This is a genomic window from Shewanella submarina, from assembly GCF_042646185.1.
GTDB lineage: Bacteria > Pseudomonadota > Gammaproteobacteria > Enterobacterales > Shewanellaceae > Shewanella > Shewanella corallii.
This window is the reverse complement of record NZ_JBHRTD010000001.1, coordinates 160,281-177,456: the sequence shown is the minus strand read 5'-3', so window position 1 is coordinate 177,456 and position 17,176 is coordinate 160,281. Positions and strand designations below refer to the sequence as shown.

The window sequence follows — 17,176 nt, the reverse complement described above, 5'->3', positions numbered from 1 at the left end:
TAAAACGCCCGGACAGGCCGGGCGCTTTCATATTTAGTATCAGGGCGATCAGGCCACTGTTTTTTTGCTCTTGCGGGCCGCTACAGATTTCTCAATATGCTCGATAATCTTCTCGGCAACCGGCAAGCCAGTCGCGTTCTCGATACCTTCAATCCCCGGTGCAGAGTTAACTTCCAACACCAGAGGACCACGCGCTGAGCGAAGAATATCCACACCGGCAACGCCCAGGCCCATAGCCTTCACCGCCGCAACAGCAGTTTTACGCTCTTCCGGGGTGATCTTGATCTTTTCAGCTGTACCACCAAGATGCAGGTTAGAGCGGAAATCCCCCTCCGGGCCCTGTCGCTTCATGGCAGCAACCACCTTGTCGCCCACGACAAAACAGCGAATATCGCTGCCATTGGACTCCTTGATGTATTCCTGCACCATGATGTTGGCCTTCAGACCCAGGAAGGCTTCAATAACGCTTTCCGCCGCCTTCTTGGTTTCTGCCAGCACCACGCCAATACCCTGGGTCCCCTCCAGCAACTTAATTACCAAAGGCGCGCCGCCCACCATGCTGATCAGATCCGGAATATCATCCGGCTTGCTGGCGAAACCTGTAATAGGCATGCCCACGTTCTGGCGGGACAAAAGCTGCAGCGCGCGCAGTTTGTCACGGGAGCGGGAGATGGAAATAGAGTCATTGATGGCATACACCCCCATCATCTCAAACTGACGCACCAACGCGCAGCCGTAGAAGGTGATGTTGGCGTGAATACGGGGGATGATGGCGTCAAAATGGCCGATATCTTCCCCTTCAAGGTGAATTGTCGGCTGCACTGAATTGATGTTCATATAGCAATTCAATGGATTGATCACCACGGCCTCATGGCCACGGGATTCACAAGCCTCCACCAGTCGACGGGTAGAGTAGAGTTCCGGATGCTGCGACAAAATGCCAATTTTCATGAAATATAGCTCAATAAGAATTATCAAACCGTAGCGCCCGAAGGAGCGCTTGTCATTGACCCTGAGCGGGTCACTTCGGCGCCTTGAATTGTGTCGTACGCCAAAGGGCGAATCTTTGTCTATCGTGCCATATTTGGCAAGCAGAATCTCACCAAATCCAGCAAGCTTTTGCAGTGAGCAGCACAGCTGCTGACCTCAGGGTGATTTTCTACTCTTTCACCTCTTGGCCTGAGTGTGAAATCCTCAATGAAACTATTGTGAACGAATTCAAAGAATCAACATCAAGTCTCATACCTTTGTCATTTTTTGCTTTTCTCCAAAAAACTTTTTCGTTAGAAATTGCCCCGAAACTTCACCCACTCTTTTGCGACTTGGCAAAGAGATTATTTACTTGGTTTTCAGGAGCCAACTACCATGCCTCAGATTGTTAATACCCTTGCTGGTGACGATCTCGAAATGGACGACATGTCCCAGCCGACTAACCCTCAGGCTGCAAAATCCATGGAACAAAAGCGCAAGTTAAAGCGCCGTCTGGATGACTACTTTGAACAGCGTGAACTGCGCAAGGCGCTGGGTCTGGACGACTGATCAAGCTGCTCCCCCGGGGCCGGTAAATCCGGCCCAAACACCTTCTCAGACCTGCCGTTTAAAACCTGTATTCCAAAGCCTGAAAGCTGTGATATAAACCTCACAGTCAATCAGCAATGGAATCGCTTACATGTCACAGGTTGAACAGGCATACAAAGAAAAACTCAAAGCATTCTCCGACGAACTTATTCGTCTGCAATCGCCATTGCAGATCCTCGATGCCATCAAATGGCCCAGAGAGCAGGAAACCAAATTTCTCGCCAGCGGTGGCACTCGCATGCCGGATATCAACGCCAACTTCTATCAAAGCCAGGCGCTGAACTTTGATCCCGACACGACCCGCGAAGATCTGAAAGCCCTGAAGAAAACGATACGTAAACAGCTGGGTGCCAAAGATCCTTTGGGGCGCATTCTGGTGAAGAACCTGGAGCAGTCCCAGCTTGTCGTCGACCTGCTGCTGTCACGGGGCACGGAGGAGTTCGGCTGTATCAGTCAGCAGCTGTACGGTTCAGCCAGACACAAACTGCATGGTGACCGCCATACCCTGAGGCAATTGGGCGACCGCCTGAGCTACCTGTTTTCCCTGCCCGCAGCCCGTCGCATCAATAAACAACATCCAAAAATCGTTAGCGCGCCGGAAGCCGTAGATGAGCTCAGCCGCCGCCTCAATAAGTACTTCCATAATGACGATATTCTTGTGCGCCTGAGCGATGGTATCGTGTCTGACGCCGCCGTCGGTGGCGATACCATTAAACTCAACAGCCAGGCCATGTTCAGTGAAGCCGACCTGAACGTGTACGAGGTACACGAAGGCTGGGTCCATCTGGGTACCACGCTCAATGGTCGTGCCCAACCCTGGGCTACCTGGCTGGGTTCTGGCTCCCCCAGAGTTGCCGCGACCCAGGAAGGTCTGGCAGTACTGCTGGAAATGCTAACTCTGAGTTCCACCCCGGGTCGGGCCCGCCGTATCAGCGACAGGGTTGCTGCAGTGGATATGGCGGAAAATGGGGCTGATTTTATTGAAGTTTACCGTCACTTCCGCGAACAGAACCTCAGCGAAAGAGACAGCTACCGCGTCACCCAAAGGGTGTTCCGTGGTGGTATGGTGACCGGTGGATCCTGTTTTACCAAAGATATCTCCTATGTTCGTGGCTATGTGGAAAACATCAACTTTATCCGGGCAGCCATTACCGCAGGCATGCCTGAACTGATCCCCATGCTGTTTGTAGGCAAGCTGGCTATTGAAGATATTCCCGTGCTGTATCAGGCCCACAAACAGGGCATAGTCGAAGCGCCTGAGTATCTGCCCTATATGTTTGAAGACTACTCAGGACTCTATGCCTGGTTTGGCTTTGCCACTGGCCTTGCCGGTATCGATCTTAAAGGTGTTCAACGTCACTTCCAGCGTCTGTTCAGAGACCTGCCCACTGTGGACCCCATTGCTGAGTTTGTTGAAGACACAGAATTCGACGACTGGGAATGATCCCATCCCTGGAATAAGAACGGCCGCTTTTGCGGCCGTTTTCATTGATTACGGCGGACATAGCATGCTCCTCTCAAATAGAGATATGGCGCCGTTTTTTGAAGGACTTAAGCTTCTGTCGACTCAGCCTCTTTCTGCTTCTTAAAGTACTTGCGAGTCAGCTCAAATACCACAGGGCTAAGCAGTGCCAGTGCGATCAGGTTGGGGATCGCCATCATGGCGTTCAGGGTATCGGCCAATAGCCAGATAAAGTCCAGCGAAGCAACAGCGCCAAGAGGCACCACCAGAGTCCAGATCAGACGGAATGGCTTAATCGCCTTAACACCAAACAGATACTGCACACATTTCTCGCTGTAGAAACTCCAGCCCAGAATGGTGGTAAAGGCAAAGATAGCCAGCGCAATGGCAACGATGTAATTTCCCATAGGCAGGGCGTGGGAGAAGGCGTAGGAGGTCAGCGCTGCACCATTCTCACCTGAGGTCCAGGCGCCGGAAACTACAATCGCCAGGCCGGTAATGGAACAAACAATAATGGTGTCGATAAAGGTACCCAGCATAGCCACCAATCCCTGAGCAACCGGGTTATTGGTTTGAGCAGCAGCATGAGCTATTGGCGCGCTGCCCAAACCCGCCTCGTTGGAAAACACACCACGGGCCACACCAAAACGAATCGCCGCCCACACAGCAGCACCGGCAAAACCACCCTGTGCCGCAACAGGGTTGAAGGCACTTTCAATCACAAGGGCAAAGGCCGCAGGCACTTCGGCAGCGTAGACCACCAACACAGCCAAACCGGCTGTGATGTAGAAAACTGTCATCAGAGGAACCAGCTTACCGGCAACATCGGCAATACGCTTGATCCCTCCCATCAATACCATACCCACCAACACCATCAGCACCAGGCCAGTCACCCAACCGGGCACACCAAAGTTGGAGTTCAACGCATCTGCCACTGAATTGGACTGCACTGTGTTACCGATACCAAAACCGGCGAAGGAGCCAAACAGTGCAAAGGCGGTGCCCAGCCAGGCCCACTTGGAGGAGAGGCCATTCTTAATGTAATACATGGGGCCACCGACATGGTTCCCATGGTCGTCCACTTCACGATATTTTACTGCCAGTACGGCCTCGGCAAACTTGGTGGCCATCCCCACCAGAGCGGTACACCACATCCAAAACAGGGCTCCAGGGCCTCCCATAAAAATGGCTGTCGCCACACCTGCAATATTGCCTGTACCTATGGTGGCGGAGAGGGAGGTCATCAGGGCATTAAAGGGGCTGATCTCCCCTTTCATATTTTTATCTTTATCGGGAATACGACCTGTCCACAGCAGCTTGAAACCTTTGCCCAGCTTGAGAATAGGCATCAACTTCAGGCCAATGGAGAGAAACAGACCCACACCAAGGATCAGCACCAGCATGGGAGTGCCCCACACTATGCCGTTTATCGTAGACACAAACTGAGTAATCGCTTCCATTGCTTTCTCCCCGGCTATTCTTGTTATTGTCAGCTGTGGCGAACAGACTACAACGAACAGTTAACATTTGAAAAGCCCTGCGCACCAATCAAGAGTTCGCTGATATACCGGTGGCACACTCCATTCCCACTTGCATCAAGCCTTAAGGAGGTACCTCTTTCGATGGATGTTCCTTTTTCACAAAAGCGGGCTATAACAATAAAACAACAAAATAAAAGTTATTCCCGGAGCGCCCATGAAAGACAAACCCATAGTCTCAGATAACAAGCCAATTAAAGTCAGTTTGGAAGCAGGTAAGGAGTATTACTTCTGTCGCTGTGGTAAATCCAAATCCCAACCTTACTGCGACGGCAGTCATGCCGGTACCGAATTCACCCCCAAAGCCTTTACCGCTGAACAGGAAGGTGACGCCTTTCTCTGCGCCTGTAAGCACACGGGCAATGCCCCTTTTTGCGATGGCACCCATACCCGATTCAAAGCCGATGATGTGGGCAAGGCAGGCCCGGGACCTGAGGCAATACACTCTGATGAAAATGCGACTCCTGCGCCGGTTGCCACAGCCGAAGAGCCTTTTGTTGAATATATCCATCAACTGGCCAAAGAGGGACTGAGCAAGCTGGGACACCATGGTCGCATGACAGCCATGGGGGTGCCCCGCACTCAACTGCCCAGCTGGGATGATATTCAGATTATGGTGGCACAAATGGCCACCAAACCTCTGCTGGAAGATATCCCGGTCAGTACCGAACTTGTGATAGGTCCCGAGGCCAAAAAACCCCTGGTGCTAAAAATCCCGCTGTTTGTCTCGGATATGAGCTTTGGTGCCCTGTCAGAAGAAGCCAAAACTGCACTGTCCAAAGGGGCTGAATTGGCCGGTACCGGCATCTGCTCCGGCGAAGGGGGCATGTTACCCGAGGAGCAAGCTGCCAACTCCCGTTATTTCTACGAATTGGCCAGTGCCATGTTTGGTTATAAAGAGGAGTTGCTGACCCGGGTACAGGCGTTCCACTTTAAAGGTGGTCAGGGTGCCAAAACAGGAACAGGAGGGCACCTTCCCGGAGCCAAAAATATCGGCAAGATAGCCGAAGTTCGGGGTATAGATGCGGGTCATGATGCGGTGTCCCCGCCAACCTTCAAAGACCTTCATTCTGTGGCTGACTTCCGCCGCTTTGCCGACAGGGTCAGAGCTGTCACCGGCGGTATCCCGGTAGGCTTTAAGCTCAGTGCCAACCATATTGAGCGGGATATCCAGTTTGCTCTGGATGCCAGCGCTGATTACATCATTCTGGATGGCAGAGGTGGTGGCACAGGCGCTGCGCCTGAAATTTTCAGGGATCATATCAGTGTCCCTACCATTCCTGCTTTGGCCCGAGCCAGACGTTATCTGGACAGCGTCGGTGCCAGCGGCAGAGTGACCTTAATTGCTACAGGCGGCATGCGATTGCCAATGGACTTTGTCAAAGCCATGGCATTGGGGGCCGATGGGGTAGCAGTATCCAATTCCGCTATGCAAGCCATAGGTTGTGTGGGCGCACGTATTTGTAACTCAAACAACTGTCCGGCCGGGATAGCCACTCAAAAACCTGAGCTCAGGGCCAGACTGAATGTGGATGCCTCTGCCGAACGCCTGTCCAACTTCTTTGCCGCCTCGGTGGAGCTGATGCAGGTGATGGCCCGGGCCTGTGGTCATGATCATCTCAATCAGTTTAATCGCAACGATCTGGCGACCTGGAACCATGATATGGCGCGCCTGAGTGGTGTCCGATACTCGGGAGTGACGCTGGATTAAGGAAAAAAAACGGAGGAACAAGTGTTCCTCCGTTCTTTATAGAACATCTCGAATCTACATCCGTTGGGTTACAAGCATCAGGCCAAAATCGTTCAATATTTTTTCATAGTGTGATCTGCGAAGCTGGATCTCAGCGAACACTTGTACGCATAATTTCTCCAACCCTACCACACGACCAATGACACATATCATTGGCATGACTCTGGAGTAACACTGTGAAAGCCAATCCGTGCCCTCAATGTGGTCAAGCTTTAGCTGAAAACTGTCTGACCTGCAGTAACTGTCACTGCGCTATGGGGCTTGATGCCCTGGCTGGCGTGGATCCCAACATCCGCATCAAAAACCAAAAACTGGCCGCCTGGTACGGTCTGCTATTAGGTGGTTTGGGAGTTCATAGATTCTATCTGGGTCAACATTTGAAGGGATCTTTATATCTGGCATTCAGCTGGACACTGGTGCCGGTAGCACTGGGTTGGTTCGACGCTTTTAAAACCTTCCGTATGAGTCCTTTTACTTTCCAATCCAAGTACGCCCAACGCCCCCTGACCGCATAACACCTGTGGGCTCCGGATAAGTCCGGGGCCTACCCCCGTTAACCCCCGAAATCCTCCCGCCAACCATACCCTTATTTATAATAGGGTCAAATATATAACAAATCGTTATAAATAAATCATACAAAATAAAGCTCAAATAACCACACAAGCCACACCAATAAGCATTTAACTCCATATTAATTATTCAGTTAGAGACAAAAGCCAACAAAAACCCTTTTAGTATTTAATTATGCCAGAGTCATGTTACAGTTAATTTGTAGTATAAATGTGAAAAATAAATTACAAGCCACTAACTACAAAGGAAGATGGTATGAAGAAGACCACAGTAATACTGGCCCTGCTCAGCTTGCCCTTAGCCAACACCGCCATGGCATGCTCTCAGCCCAATGCCTGCAGTGCAGGCAGCTCGTCGAGCTACTGTAAAATCACTCTGGCTAACTGGGGAGTTACAACAGGTAATACTGATAACAGCACCTGTATGAAAAACGCTGTTAATTTTGCCATTAACCAGTCAGGCAGTAAGAATGTCGATCTGGTGTTTGGCAGTGGTACCTATAAGTTCAAAGACCCTGTATCTGTCAGCGTAAAGAGCAAACACTCCAACACTAACTTTACCTTTGCCAACTCAAGAATCGCCGTTGCCGGTAAGACCTCGAATAAACAGATGACCATTCGTGGACAGGGCATAGGTTCAACCACGCTGCAGTTCGTGGGTTTCAATGATGGTACGTCGTCAGGTCTGAATGGATTGAGCCTTTACAGCAGTAACAAAGTCGCCATTAACAATATGTCGCTGACCTACGATAAATATCCGTTTACTCAGGGTAAGTTCGAGCGCAACTCAATCAGCTCCAAGTCTGATGATACGGTTATTATCGCACTCGACTCCGGATATGATGCGCCGCAACAGTTCATTCGCGACAATACAGATAAAAGCTATATTGTGACCTTCAAGGGAGATGTCACCTACGAGAAGGTTCCGTCTGATCTCAAGTTCACCGCCTCCAGACACCTTGGTGGCAATCGCTACGAATTGTCCGGCCTTGATAAAACAACTCGTAGCTATCTGTATGATTACCACAGAGTCGATTCCAATCTGAAAGTCGCCCTTTCACCTAAAGTCGGTGGCGAGTCGCTCTATTTCTTCAATAGCTCCAACGTCAGTGCCCAGAACATTGAAATCTCCAATGCACCTGCTGTTGCGGTGAGGGGGCAGAATGGTGGCAGCAATATCTCGCTGAATAATGTGAACTACAAGCGCAAACGTATCGGTAACTCAGTGGCTCCACTGATGGCAGGCACTGCAGGCGGTTATATTTTCCAGTCGATTCGAGGCGGTCTGAAGATCAGGAACTCCACTATTGACCACAATGCTGATGACTCCCTGGGACTGTTCGCCCGTGGTACAGATCTTCTGCGGGTATCCGGCAACACCGTCGATGTAAATGAGAAGAAGGCACAATTCATCAGCACAGGCGATGTGGTTGACCTGTACGACGCTGCAAACTCCAAAAAGAATGATAAGTCGCTGACAGTCAATGCGATTCAGAGCCTGGGGAATGGCAATATTCGTCTGACATTCAACAAGAATGTGAATAACTCGGTTGTCGGTGACTATATTGGTAGTCGTAACGCTACCATAGGCACCTCTGGCAATCGCTTCCTGATTGAAAACAACACACTGCAACACAACAAAGGCCGTGGGATCCGCAGTAATGCGTCTTATGGCGATATCCGCAATAACACTATCCGTCGCAACGGTAACGGTGGGATCTGGATGGGTGGAGATGCCGAGCATAACTCCCAGTGCAGCCTGAATGTCACCATTACGGGAAACAATGCGGTGCAGCAACTTCACGGCCCTGCCATTCTGGTTTATAACGCGATCAAACATGATCCAAGCACCTTAAAGTGCAACAAAAACCTGACAATTACCGGCAACACCATCAGTGAGCAGGCTAACTCAACGCCCGCAATCTTTATCGACAATACCAATAACGCCACTGTCTCAAACAACAACTTCCAATCGGAATTTGGATCAGCCAGCGCCGTTAAGAAAGTACTGTACGAGAGATTGCGCACATCGGGAATCACCGCCAGTCAGCGCAACAACACTGTGGTGCTGTCCAATTACGCCAAAGGTCTGACTGTCAGTGGTAACAGTACGGCAAGCGGCAAAGGTACCTCCTACTCTAAAACCAGCAATACCCGTTAAAGGAGACTCCTTTTATCAGAAAAGGGCTGCTCTGCAGTCCTTTTTTACTTTATTGCCGACCTCACATCATGAACAAATTTCGCAGGACAGATCACTAATTCACTGTGCTCACCTCTGTAAAATATCCCCCCGATTTTTCAGCCCCCGACTTATCAATGAACTCCCCTACTCTGAAGCACCTTCGTGGCTGGCTGCCTGATCGTGCCGATCTGCCAGATGGACTGCGTATTGGCCTGCCCATGGTCGCCGGCCTGCTTCTGTTTACCCTGCTGGGTCAACAGGCCGCCGGGGTTAACGCCCTGATTGTAGCCTGGCTTGTAGGAGTTCAGGGGCGCAACCTGGCCTACCCGAAACGTGCCAGTCTGCTCAGTCGTTCAGCAGCTATTTGCTGCCTTTCCAGCACCCTTGCACTGCTGAGCCTTTGGCACCCTCTGCTCGGCAGTGGCATCCTGGCTATTATCGGCTTGCTGTATGGCCTGACGTCGAACCAACGCAAATATATTCAGCTTATCGCCTATAACGCCGGTTTCAGTTTTATCTGCGCCCTGCACCTGCTGGACTCAGGAGTAAAACCTGAACTTATTTTTGCCTCCTCCCTATTCGGTGCCGTTACCGCTGTATTCAGTGCCGTCATTGCCGGGCCATGGCGCAGTCAGCATCAAGGAGAGCAGTTATTGAGTCGCTGCCATCAGAAGCTGGCAGACTGGTGCGCGATTCTGGCTCAGGCAGGACAGGATCAGGTCAACCAACGACTGGCCCTGCGTGAACAATTGGATGAAGCCATTGCAGTATTGTCTCACTGGCTGCTGGAGATGCCGGACAAACCTCAGGTTACCCGACTGGCAGCCAGGCTCTTCACCCTGTTAACCATGATTGAAACCCTGGAAGTCATCAGCCGTATTCGCTTACAGATCAGCAATCAGGCATCCCTGGCGGATTATCTGCACTCAGCAGCCGAGGCGCTGGCTGCCGATAAACCCGTACCCGGTCTGCCCACAGATATTGACCACCCTATATTGCAGCAGGCTCAGGACAGACTCAGACAGGCACAACTATGCCTGACACCGGCTCCGGGCTGGCGCTATCGCATCAGTCAGGTCTGGCCTTCAGATGCCGACAGTATTCGTACCCAATGGCATAAAGCCATACGTCGCCACTCCAGAGAATGGCACCACGGATTGCGCATCCTGTTCACACTCATGTGCTGCGAAGCCATAGTCATACTGCTGGATTTGCCACAGGGATACTGGGTTACCCTAACCGCATTTATCGTGCTGATGGTGGCCCCACTGGGACAGCTGCAGGCCCGTATCTGGAGTCGATTTTACGGCACTGTACTGGGCAGCATATTGGCACTGTCGCTTATCTGGTATCTGGGACAGGGGCAGTGGCTCTACTATGCCACCTGCATTACCGTGTTTCTGGCATTTGCCACCTTCTACAAGGCGAGATACGAAATCCATGTGTTCTGGCTAACCATGATGATGGTGTTTGCCATCACCCTGCTGCTGCCCAGCGACCCCTATATCGCTTTCTATCGGGCGCTGGATACCATGACAGGCGCCCTGCTGGCATTTCTGGCTATGCATCTGTTTATTCCCAGCTGGACCCGTCGCTGGCTCGACAGCTATGTGGACAAGTGGTGGGAGCTGGAGACCCTGTGGCTAGAGGCTATTGAAAGAGGCGAGCACAATAGTCCACTGCAGTGGCAGGCCCACGCTGCACTGCGGCAGCTCAGCCAGGAAATAGGCTATATGCAGCTTGAACCCAATACCACCGCCAGAGATATGCGTGACTGGCAATCACTGCTTTGGTTAGGGTTGAGGCTGCACGCCTGTATTGGTATGCAGGCCCGCTCCAACAAGATCCCCCATCCTGTGCTTAAACATGAGTTCGGCCAATGGCGAGAGCTATATAGCGACAGGCTTAATCGCCAATGGTGCTTACTGACAATTGATCGACAAGCAAACGGCGATATTCAGCGTTGGTTGGAGGGCGATCTGCAGCAACTTTTTGTGTGGGTAGATCGTCAACGTCCTTTCGATCTTATCGACCATTAGTCCGGGATAAAACTGCCGCACAATGCGGAAAAAAGCCGCGATTGTTCAGCTTTTCAGTGCTATTGCTCCCGTTGTTTTAAAAACCGGAAAAAGCCGTTTAATTTCAAAAACTCCGATATCGTTTTTTTGATCAAGTTCAAACATTTTTAATTTGCTTGAGCATATATTGCCGCTGAATTCAGCAACCGGGCACAGCACTATGGATACCAAACTCGTTTTACGCATGTTATGCGTTATTTTCTGCTCATTTTTTATTATTTGGGGTTACCTGCCAACGGACTCAGGCGTCGGTTTTTTTCAGACTTTGGTAAGCCAGTACGCCCGGTTGGATACCAGCATTGAGTCCCAGATTTTGAGTGGTTTTATTGTGCCGGCTTTCTTTGTCGCCACCGCCTGGTTCACCACTGAATTTGTTGCTGGCCAGGTTCGCAACTCAAAATAGCCTTGGAATTATCATACAAAAGGGGGAGCCACAGGCTCCCCCTTTTCCTTACCAAAAAACTCACGCCACTTTAAATCGACTGATAATATCCCTCAGAGAAATAGACAAGCTTTCCAACTCTGTACTGGACTTGACCATCTCCCCCATATTCCTGGCACTTTCGTTAGAAATTGAGCTCACAGCCTCTACGTCACTGCGAATATTGGTTGTTATTTTTGTCTGTTGAGAGCTTAGTTGAGCACTCTCATCACTGATTTGCAGGATTTTATCGATGGCCTGAGAGATAGAAGTAAAAGCCTCTCCAGACTGACCAGCCTCAACGACGCTCTTTTGCGCTATCTGAGTACTTTTCTCCATACTGCTTACGACGTCACTGGTTCCCTGTTGCAGTCTCTCAATAAGCCCCTGGATCTCATTGGTAGAATTTTGGGTTCTATGGGCAAGGCCTCTGACTTCATCTGCAACCACAGCAAATCCCCTGCCCTGTTCACCCGCTCTGGCAGCCTCAATCGCCGCGTTTAACGCCAGAAGATTGGTCTGGTCAGCAATTCCCATAATCACATCGAGAATTCCTCCAATATTGTCAGCTTCCTCTGCGAGTGCGTTCAGCCTCTCAGTCGTTTGATTAATCTCTTTATCAAGTACACCTATGCTATTGATAGTGCTACCAACAACTGTCAACCCATTGTTAGCTTCTTTACTGGCTTCATGAGCACAAGACGATGCAATACCCGCATTTTCAGAGACCTCCTCAGCAGACGCCGACATCTGCTCCATACTGGAAGACACCCGCTCAGTCACACTCAATTGTTGAGCTGCTCCTTCGCTGGTCCTGGAAGTGGTGGTCACCAAAGAGGAACTGACTTCCGCCAAACTATTACTGGCACTGCTGAGGTTTTCCACAATTCCCTTAAAGTTGGACGAAATACCCAGGATTGCATCCTGTAATTTGCCAATCTCATTGTCCCCCCCTTTTGAGAATTGAATGCAAAGGTCTCCAGTAGACAGTTTCCTGGCCGCTTCAACGATTCTGCCCATAGGTCCTGTAATTGAATTGGATATGAACCATCCGAGAACTGCCGATATCAATATGGTGACAACACCGCCCAGCAATACAATTGTCGATGCCATAGAAGAGGCGCTGTCGGCTGCCGCCGTCCGCTCCACCATGAGTTGTTGTTCAATCGAGACGATCTCAGCCACCTTCTCTCGCAGGTGGTCCATATACTGTTTACCCTGCTTACGAGACAGCAAGGCATAAAGGTCAGAGAGACTTGCATGTCGATTGGCTTCTCTGACAGTCTCGATAGCCAACTCAGCATAGCCATTGATCCAACCATCTACGCTTTCTGCCAATTCACTTCCGCTAAGCCTGGTAGCAATTGATTGCGCGATCTCTTTACCGGATATGTATGGCTCAAGAAACTCTTCCTTCCTGTTCAGCATAAAGCCACGCAGCCCAGTCTCCATATTGACCATGGCCCCTAGAAGTTGCTGTCCCTGAGCGCCATAATTTCCAGCGGCAATTTCGGCTCTGATCCCATCCATTTGCTGCTTGCCTATACCTGAGTCCAGCAACTGTTTGAGATGCTCATTTTCATCTTCCCCACGTTTTATATCGCGTCGCAGAGCAATAACAGATTCAGCATAGGCATCCCATTGCTCAGTATCTTTCGCAACTTCTGAATATCTGGCTTGTTGAGCAGGGTTATCACTGGTGAGTTGAATAGCGGCTTTCAGGTGTTCAGCAAAGTCTTTCTGACCTACGATATATGGCTCCAGGTATTCTTCTTCTCCGCCAATGGCATACCCTCTCAGGCCGGTTTCTTTATCGACCATTGCCCCAACCAAAGACTCCGAGTGCTTAATGACTTTAAAGGTATGAGTAACCATTCCAGCAGAGTCTTGCATACCTGATATCCCGTTCCAGGCAACTCCGCACAGTACTAAAATCAAAATCCCTGAAATAAGGTTACCTATCAGCAATCTGGATTTGATCGTCAGATTATTGAGATTCATAAATAGTCATTCCTTTACTCGCAATTCCAATATTCACACAGGTCAGGTACTCCCCTCTCTCAATTCAGTGTAGACAAATAACATGAAAGCGTATTTTTCCGCGTTAATCGTGGCCAACAGCTATTTCGCAACAAGTCGTTGAGTCTTTTCTTAACCAGTGTCGATTGTTTGATTCAGCATTCGGTGTGCTACTCATGGGACAGAGGTAGCAGGGAACCAGAACAGGGATGAAGGAGGAGAGCAGTAAACAGTTGGAAGCGTTGAACGGCTGTCCCCCTGTGGAGGTTGCTTTGGTACAACCTCCAATACAGATGATTGACTCTCAGGAGTCGACAGCAAAATCCGGGCGGGACATCCCCTCAAGCTGGCTGTAGAGCAGCATCACCAGCAGAGTCAACAAGGCGCATCCCAGGAATAACCAGCCACCACTGAGCAAATCCAGCACAATACCGCCACCAAGGGGGGCCAGCGCAAAGCCAAACTCGTAGAAGGAGGAAGCACCAAAATAAGCGCCTCTAAGATGGTCCGGTGCAATCCGGTCGATATGGACATTCATGGTAGGGAACAGCACTGCTTCCGCCAGACTCATCACAATCACGGCACCAATCCAGCCCCAGAACAAGGCGACAGGATTTAGCCCCATCCACACCTGAGACAGCATTAACAGGATCAAAGCTAACTGGATACGTTTAACCAAAGACCAATGGGCCATCAGTTTCAGCAGCAAGAACTGACAGCTGATAATGATCATGGCATTGGCAAAGATCATCGACGAGATAAGCTCCAATAGATCAGGTACCTGCTCGCGGCTCAGGTACTGCACCAGGGAACCATCCATCTGACCAAAGATAAACATACAGATGACATTGGCGAGGATCAGGCATTGCAGCAATCTGTCTCTGGCCATCACTCTAAGGGTGTAACGCATACCTGATGCCGGGGTTTGAGCAGCCTCATTATCCGACTCACTCTCAGCTCCCTCACTAAAAGAGGCGTCACCCGGCTTGAAGTCATGTTTGGCAAAGCCCCACCACAGCAACAGCAGCAGGACCCCAAAGGCAACCGTAGTGATATAAAAACTGGACTGTTCTCCGGTCAATCCCAGCCACACCCCAACTATCGGGCCTACAGCACAGCCAACGTTAACAATAAAATAGAGGCTTTGCATCGCCAGCTCTCTGGTCTCGGACTCATGGATAATGTCGCCAATCAGGGCGGATACCAATGGCCGCCACAGGGAAGTCGCAATCGAGCAAAGGGTGATAACCAGGGCAAAACTGGCCACGGAATCCGCTTCCGCCAACAGGGAGAAAGAGGCTATATAGAGTACGCCGGTGGCATACATCATCTTTTGCCGCCCGACCCGGTCTGATAGCGCACTGCCAATAAAGCTAATCAACACTGACACCAAGGCTGCTGAAGACAGGATCAGCCCCACTTCAGTGGCAGACAAACCAAAACGTTCATAAAGGATCACGGCCAGAAATGGCCACACCATGTAAAAGCTGCCGCGGGTGATAAAGGAGCCAAACAGCAAGATCCACATCAGACGCGGAAACTGTTTCACTCTGGCAAGGGAAATATCGCTTTGCATAATCCATCTCTTTGCTGTGCCGAAATCGCCATTTCGACAGGGGAACCGACTGATTCGCATCAGTACCGAGGGCATACCTTATCGCCTCCGCAACATTTTCACAACACCCTGAAAAAGCAAAACATCAATCAAGACAGTTTAAAAAGCGAGCAATGCGGCACAATTCCTGCTTAAAAAACAACCTTCGCATCTATGTCACCAATTTGACGGAAGCGATTGAAACCGTAACGGATTACGTAATTACTGTAAGGAGACAGTACTGTGAAACAGTCTACGCCCTATGACTCTGCACGGGATGATATTTTTTGGCGAACCGGTGTTGCCAATGTTGATACAGGCACACAGGAGTTCAAACAACTTGTCCCCAAACTGCCTATTGACCGGACGCACAGGATATCATCTGCCGGTTCCTGCTTCGCTCAACATATCGGCCACTGGCTGCTGGGACAAAACTATCAATACCTGAACAGCAATATCACCAATGAACAGGTGTCCAGTTTTGCTTTCGGGAATCTGTACAGCCCCAGAGCGCTGCTGCAGTGGTTTACCAAAAGTGAGCAGCAACTTTCGTCCCACAGCATCTGGTTTGATGCCAGACAGCAAAAGTACTTTGACCTCTTACTGCCTCACAACCAACCGGATGGCTATGGCAGTCCAGAAGCTCTGGCAGAGCACAGGGCAGAGGTTATCGCTGATGCCAAACAGCAGTTGAAAAACAGTGATTGCTTCATTTTCACCCTGGGATTGATAGAAGCCTGGACCGATCAGGAGGATATCTGCTACCCCTCATGTCCCGGTATCTCAGTTGGAGAGTTCGATGCAGGCAGATATCAGTTAAAGGTCTTCGACTACAACGATCTCTATCAGGATCTGATGCAACTCTACGATGTACTGAAAACCATTAACCCGGAACTGCAGATTTTGCTGACCGTTTCGCCGGTCCCACTCACAGCAACGGCTACAAACAAGCATGTACTACTGGCAAATAACTATTCGAAGTCTGTCCTCAGAGCAGTAGTTGGCGCTTTCTGCGAAGCACAAAGCGATGTCACTTACTTCCCGTCGTTTGAGTTGATTACGACGCCACTTCCCAATGACTTCAGGTTTTGCAGCAATCGCCGCACCGTATCAAACACAGGCGTGGACTATGTCATGAAGCATTGGTCGGGCGCGCTTTCAGCAGACCAGCTGGAACCAGTTCAATCCAGCCATTTGGAGGCAGTCTGTGATGAAGAGATGCTCGACGCAATAAAAGCGGATAAAAAACCGGGAGACCAACCAGCATTGTTGACCTTAATTGGCGACAGTCATCTGGGCAAAGTGGCCAAAGTACTGACAGCAGATTCCGTTTCCTTCTGTGGCGGCATGGTCATGAATGGTTCCGGTTTTGCCGAACATAAGTTTGTGCTCACTTCCGATACAGACATTATGATTCCGATGGAAAGTGCAGATGCCAGAAAGTTATGGCAACCGATATCAACCAACCTAGATATGATCGCCGCACAGGGACTGCAGCCCAAGTCGTGTATTTGGACCAATATAGGACTGCAAACTCACAAGACCAGCTATCAATTCGTATCATGGATGAGAAAGAACCGACCAGAGAAACTGACCAATATTGAGCTGGAAGACTTTGTCGAATTCTTTGATGCCCAAATGCAGGAGCAGCTCACTATCGTATTCCGGTTGAAGGAGCTGGGCCACAGAGTGATTGTTGTATCCGACACTCCTTTCGCCAGGTTTTTCGCTGAATCAAAAGACTACGCCGGGTTGATTGAAGCTTATATGGATGCGATGGAGTATGTGTGGCAACAGATGGGGGTTGAGTACTTCAATGCTCCTAGAGAGTTCCTCAATGAAATAGCCGATCCTGCAAGCTATAAATCCGACTTTGTTTACGATGACGGCCACACTGATTGGTTTCACGGAGGAGAAAAATACTACCAGTGGCTGGCAACCAGGCTGCGGGCCATAACCGGAATATAAAGGTTACAATGGATTAA

At 50.2% G+C, this 17,176-nt stretch carries 11 protein-coding genes; 7 read left to right on the top strand and 4 right to left on the bottom strand.

Annotated features, from left to right (window positions below; all coding sequences use genetic code 11):
* Positions 1-48 precede the first annotated feature (48 nt).
* Positions 49-951: a 30S ribosomal protein S6--L-glutamate ligase gene (gene rimK, locus ACFOE0_RS00810; protein ID WP_248936523.1), complete on the bottom strand. Its 903-nt coding sequence runs from the start codon at positions 949-951 to the stop codon at positions 49-51.
* 414 nt (positions 952-1,365) lie between these two features.
* On the opposite strand from rimK, the gene ACFOE0_RS00805 reads away from it, so the two are divergent.
* Both ACFOE0_RS00805 and ACFOE0_RS00800 read left to right on the top strand, forming a co-directional pair.
* The gene (locus ACFOE0_RS00805) at positions 1,366-1,539 is read left to right on the top strand and encodes a PA3496 family putative envelope integrity protein (RefSeq protein WP_248936522.1); all 174 of its coding nucleotides are present in this window, start codon (positions 1,366-1,368) and stop codon (positions 1,537-1,539) included.
* Between the two features lie 130 nt (positions 1,540-1,669).
* On the top strand, positions 1,670-3,022 hold the full coding sequence (locus ACFOE0_RS00800) for a flavohemoglobin expression-modulating QEGLA motif protein (RefSeq protein ID WP_248936521.1): 1,353 nt from the start codon (positions 1,670-1,672) through the stop codon (positions 3,020-3,022).
* 107 nt (positions 3,023-3,129) lie between these two features.
* Here the strand turns inward: ACFOE0_RS00800 and ACFOE0_RS00795 are convergent, their stop codons facing one another.
* A complete protein-coding gene (locus ACFOE0_RS00795) occupies positions 3,130-4,500 on the bottom strand; it encodes an alanine/glycine:cation symporter family protein (protein WP_248936520.1) in 1,371 nt (456 codons plus the stop codon).
* A gap of 235 nt (positions 4,501-4,735) precedes the next feature.
* Here ACFOE0_RS00795 and ACFOE0_RS00790 point away from each other — a divergent pair, with 235 nt between their 5' ends.
* From ACFOE0_RS00790 to ACFOE0_RS00775, 4 genes are all read left to right on the top strand, one after another.
* Positions 4,736-6,289 (top strand): glutamate synthase-related protein, encoded by a 1,554-nt coding sequence (locus ACFOE0_RS00790; RefSeq protein WP_248936519.1) that lies wholly within the window; start codon positions 4,736-4,738, stop codon positions 6,287-6,289.
* 215 nt (positions 6,290-6,504) lie between these two features.
* Complete coding sequence (locus tag ACFOE0_RS00785; RefSeq protein WP_240317092.1) at positions 6,505-6,843, top strand: TM2 domain-containing protein; 339 nt, start codon at positions 6,505-6,507, stop codon at positions 6,841-6,843.
* Between the two features lie 310 nt (positions 6,844-7,153).
* The gene (locus ACFOE0_RS00780) at positions 7,154-9,058 is read left to right on the top strand and encodes a right-handed parallel beta-helix repeat-containing protein (RefSeq protein ID WP_248936518.1); all 1,905 of its coding nucleotides are present in this window, start codon (positions 7,154-7,156) and stop codon (positions 9,056-9,058) included.
* Positions 9,059-9,213: 155 nt separating this feature from the next.
* Positions 9,214-11,118, top strand: a complete 1,905-nt coding sequence (locus ACFOE0_RS00775) for an FUSC family protein (RefSeq protein ID WP_248936517.1) — start codon at positions 9,214-9,216, stop codon at positions 11,116-11,118.
* A gap of 502 nt (positions 11,119-11,620) precedes the next feature.
* On the opposite strand, the gene ACFOE0_RS00770 is transcribed toward ACFOE0_RS00775, so the two are convergent.
* Together ACFOE0_RS00770 and ACFOE0_RS00765 are read right to left on the bottom strand one after the other, a co-directional pair.
* Positions 11,621-13,471 (bottom strand): CHASE3 domain-containing protein, encoded by a 1,851-nt coding sequence (locus tag ACFOE0_RS00770; protein WP_248936516.1) that lies wholly within the window; start codon positions 13,469-13,471, stop codon positions 11,621-11,623.
* Positions 13,472-13,901: 430 nt separating this feature from the next.
* Entirely contained in the window at positions 13,902-15,173 is a 1,272-nt protein-coding gene (locus ACFOE0_RS00765; protein ID WP_248936515.1) for an MFS transporter, read from the bottom strand.
* Positions 15,174-15,434: 261 nt separating this feature from the next.
* Between ACFOE0_RS00765 and ACFOE0_RS00760 the strand changes: the two genes are divergently transcribed.
* Positions 15,435-17,159, top strand: coding sequence for a GSCFA domain-containing protein (locus ACFOE0_RS00760; RefSeq protein ID WP_248936514.1), 1,725 nt, complete (start codon positions 15,435-15,437; stop codon positions 17,157-17,159).
* Positions 17,160-17,176: the final 17 nt, after the last annotated feature.

What these genes read in the sequence shown, in the direction of transcription:
- rimK (WP_248936523.1), bottom strand. Translation starts at nt 951, where the DNA reads ATGAAAATTGGCATTTTGTCGCAGCATCCGGAACTCTACTCTACCCGT.
- ACFOE0_RS00805 (WP_248936522.1), top strand. Translation starts at nt 1,366, where the DNA reads ATGCCTCAGATTGTTAATACCCTTGCTGGTGACGATCTCGAAATGGAC.
- ACFOE0_RS00800 (WP_248936521.1), top strand. Translation starts at nt 1,670, where the DNA reads ATGTCACAGGTTGAACAGGCATACAAAGAAAAACTCAAAGCATTCTCC.
- ACFOE0_RS00795 (WP_248936520.1), bottom strand. Translation starts at nt 4,500, where the DNA reads ATGGAAGCGATTACTCAGTTTGTGTCTACGATAAACGGCATAGTGTGG.
- ACFOE0_RS00790 (WP_248936519.1), top strand. Translation starts at nt 4,736, where the DNA reads ATGAAAGACAAACCCATAGTCTCAGATAACAAGCCAATTAAAGTCAGT.
- ACFOE0_RS00780 (WP_248936518.1), top strand. Translation starts at nt 7,154, where the DNA reads ATGAAGAAGACCACAGTAATACTGGCCCTGCTCAGCTTGCCCTTAGCC.
- ACFOE0_RS00775 (WP_248936517.1), top strand. Translation starts at nt 9,214, where the DNA reads ATGAACTCCCCTACTCTGAAGCACCTTCGTGGCTGGCTGCCTGATCGT.
- ACFOE0_RS00770 (WP_248936516.1), bottom strand. Translation starts at nt 13,471, where the DNA reads ATGCAAGACTCTGCTGGAATGGTTACTCATACCTTTAAAGTCATTAAG.
- ACFOE0_RS00765 (WP_248936515.1), bottom strand. Translation starts at nt 15,173, where the DNA reads ATGCAAAGCGATATTTCCCTTGCCAGAGTGAAACAGTTTCCGCGTCTG.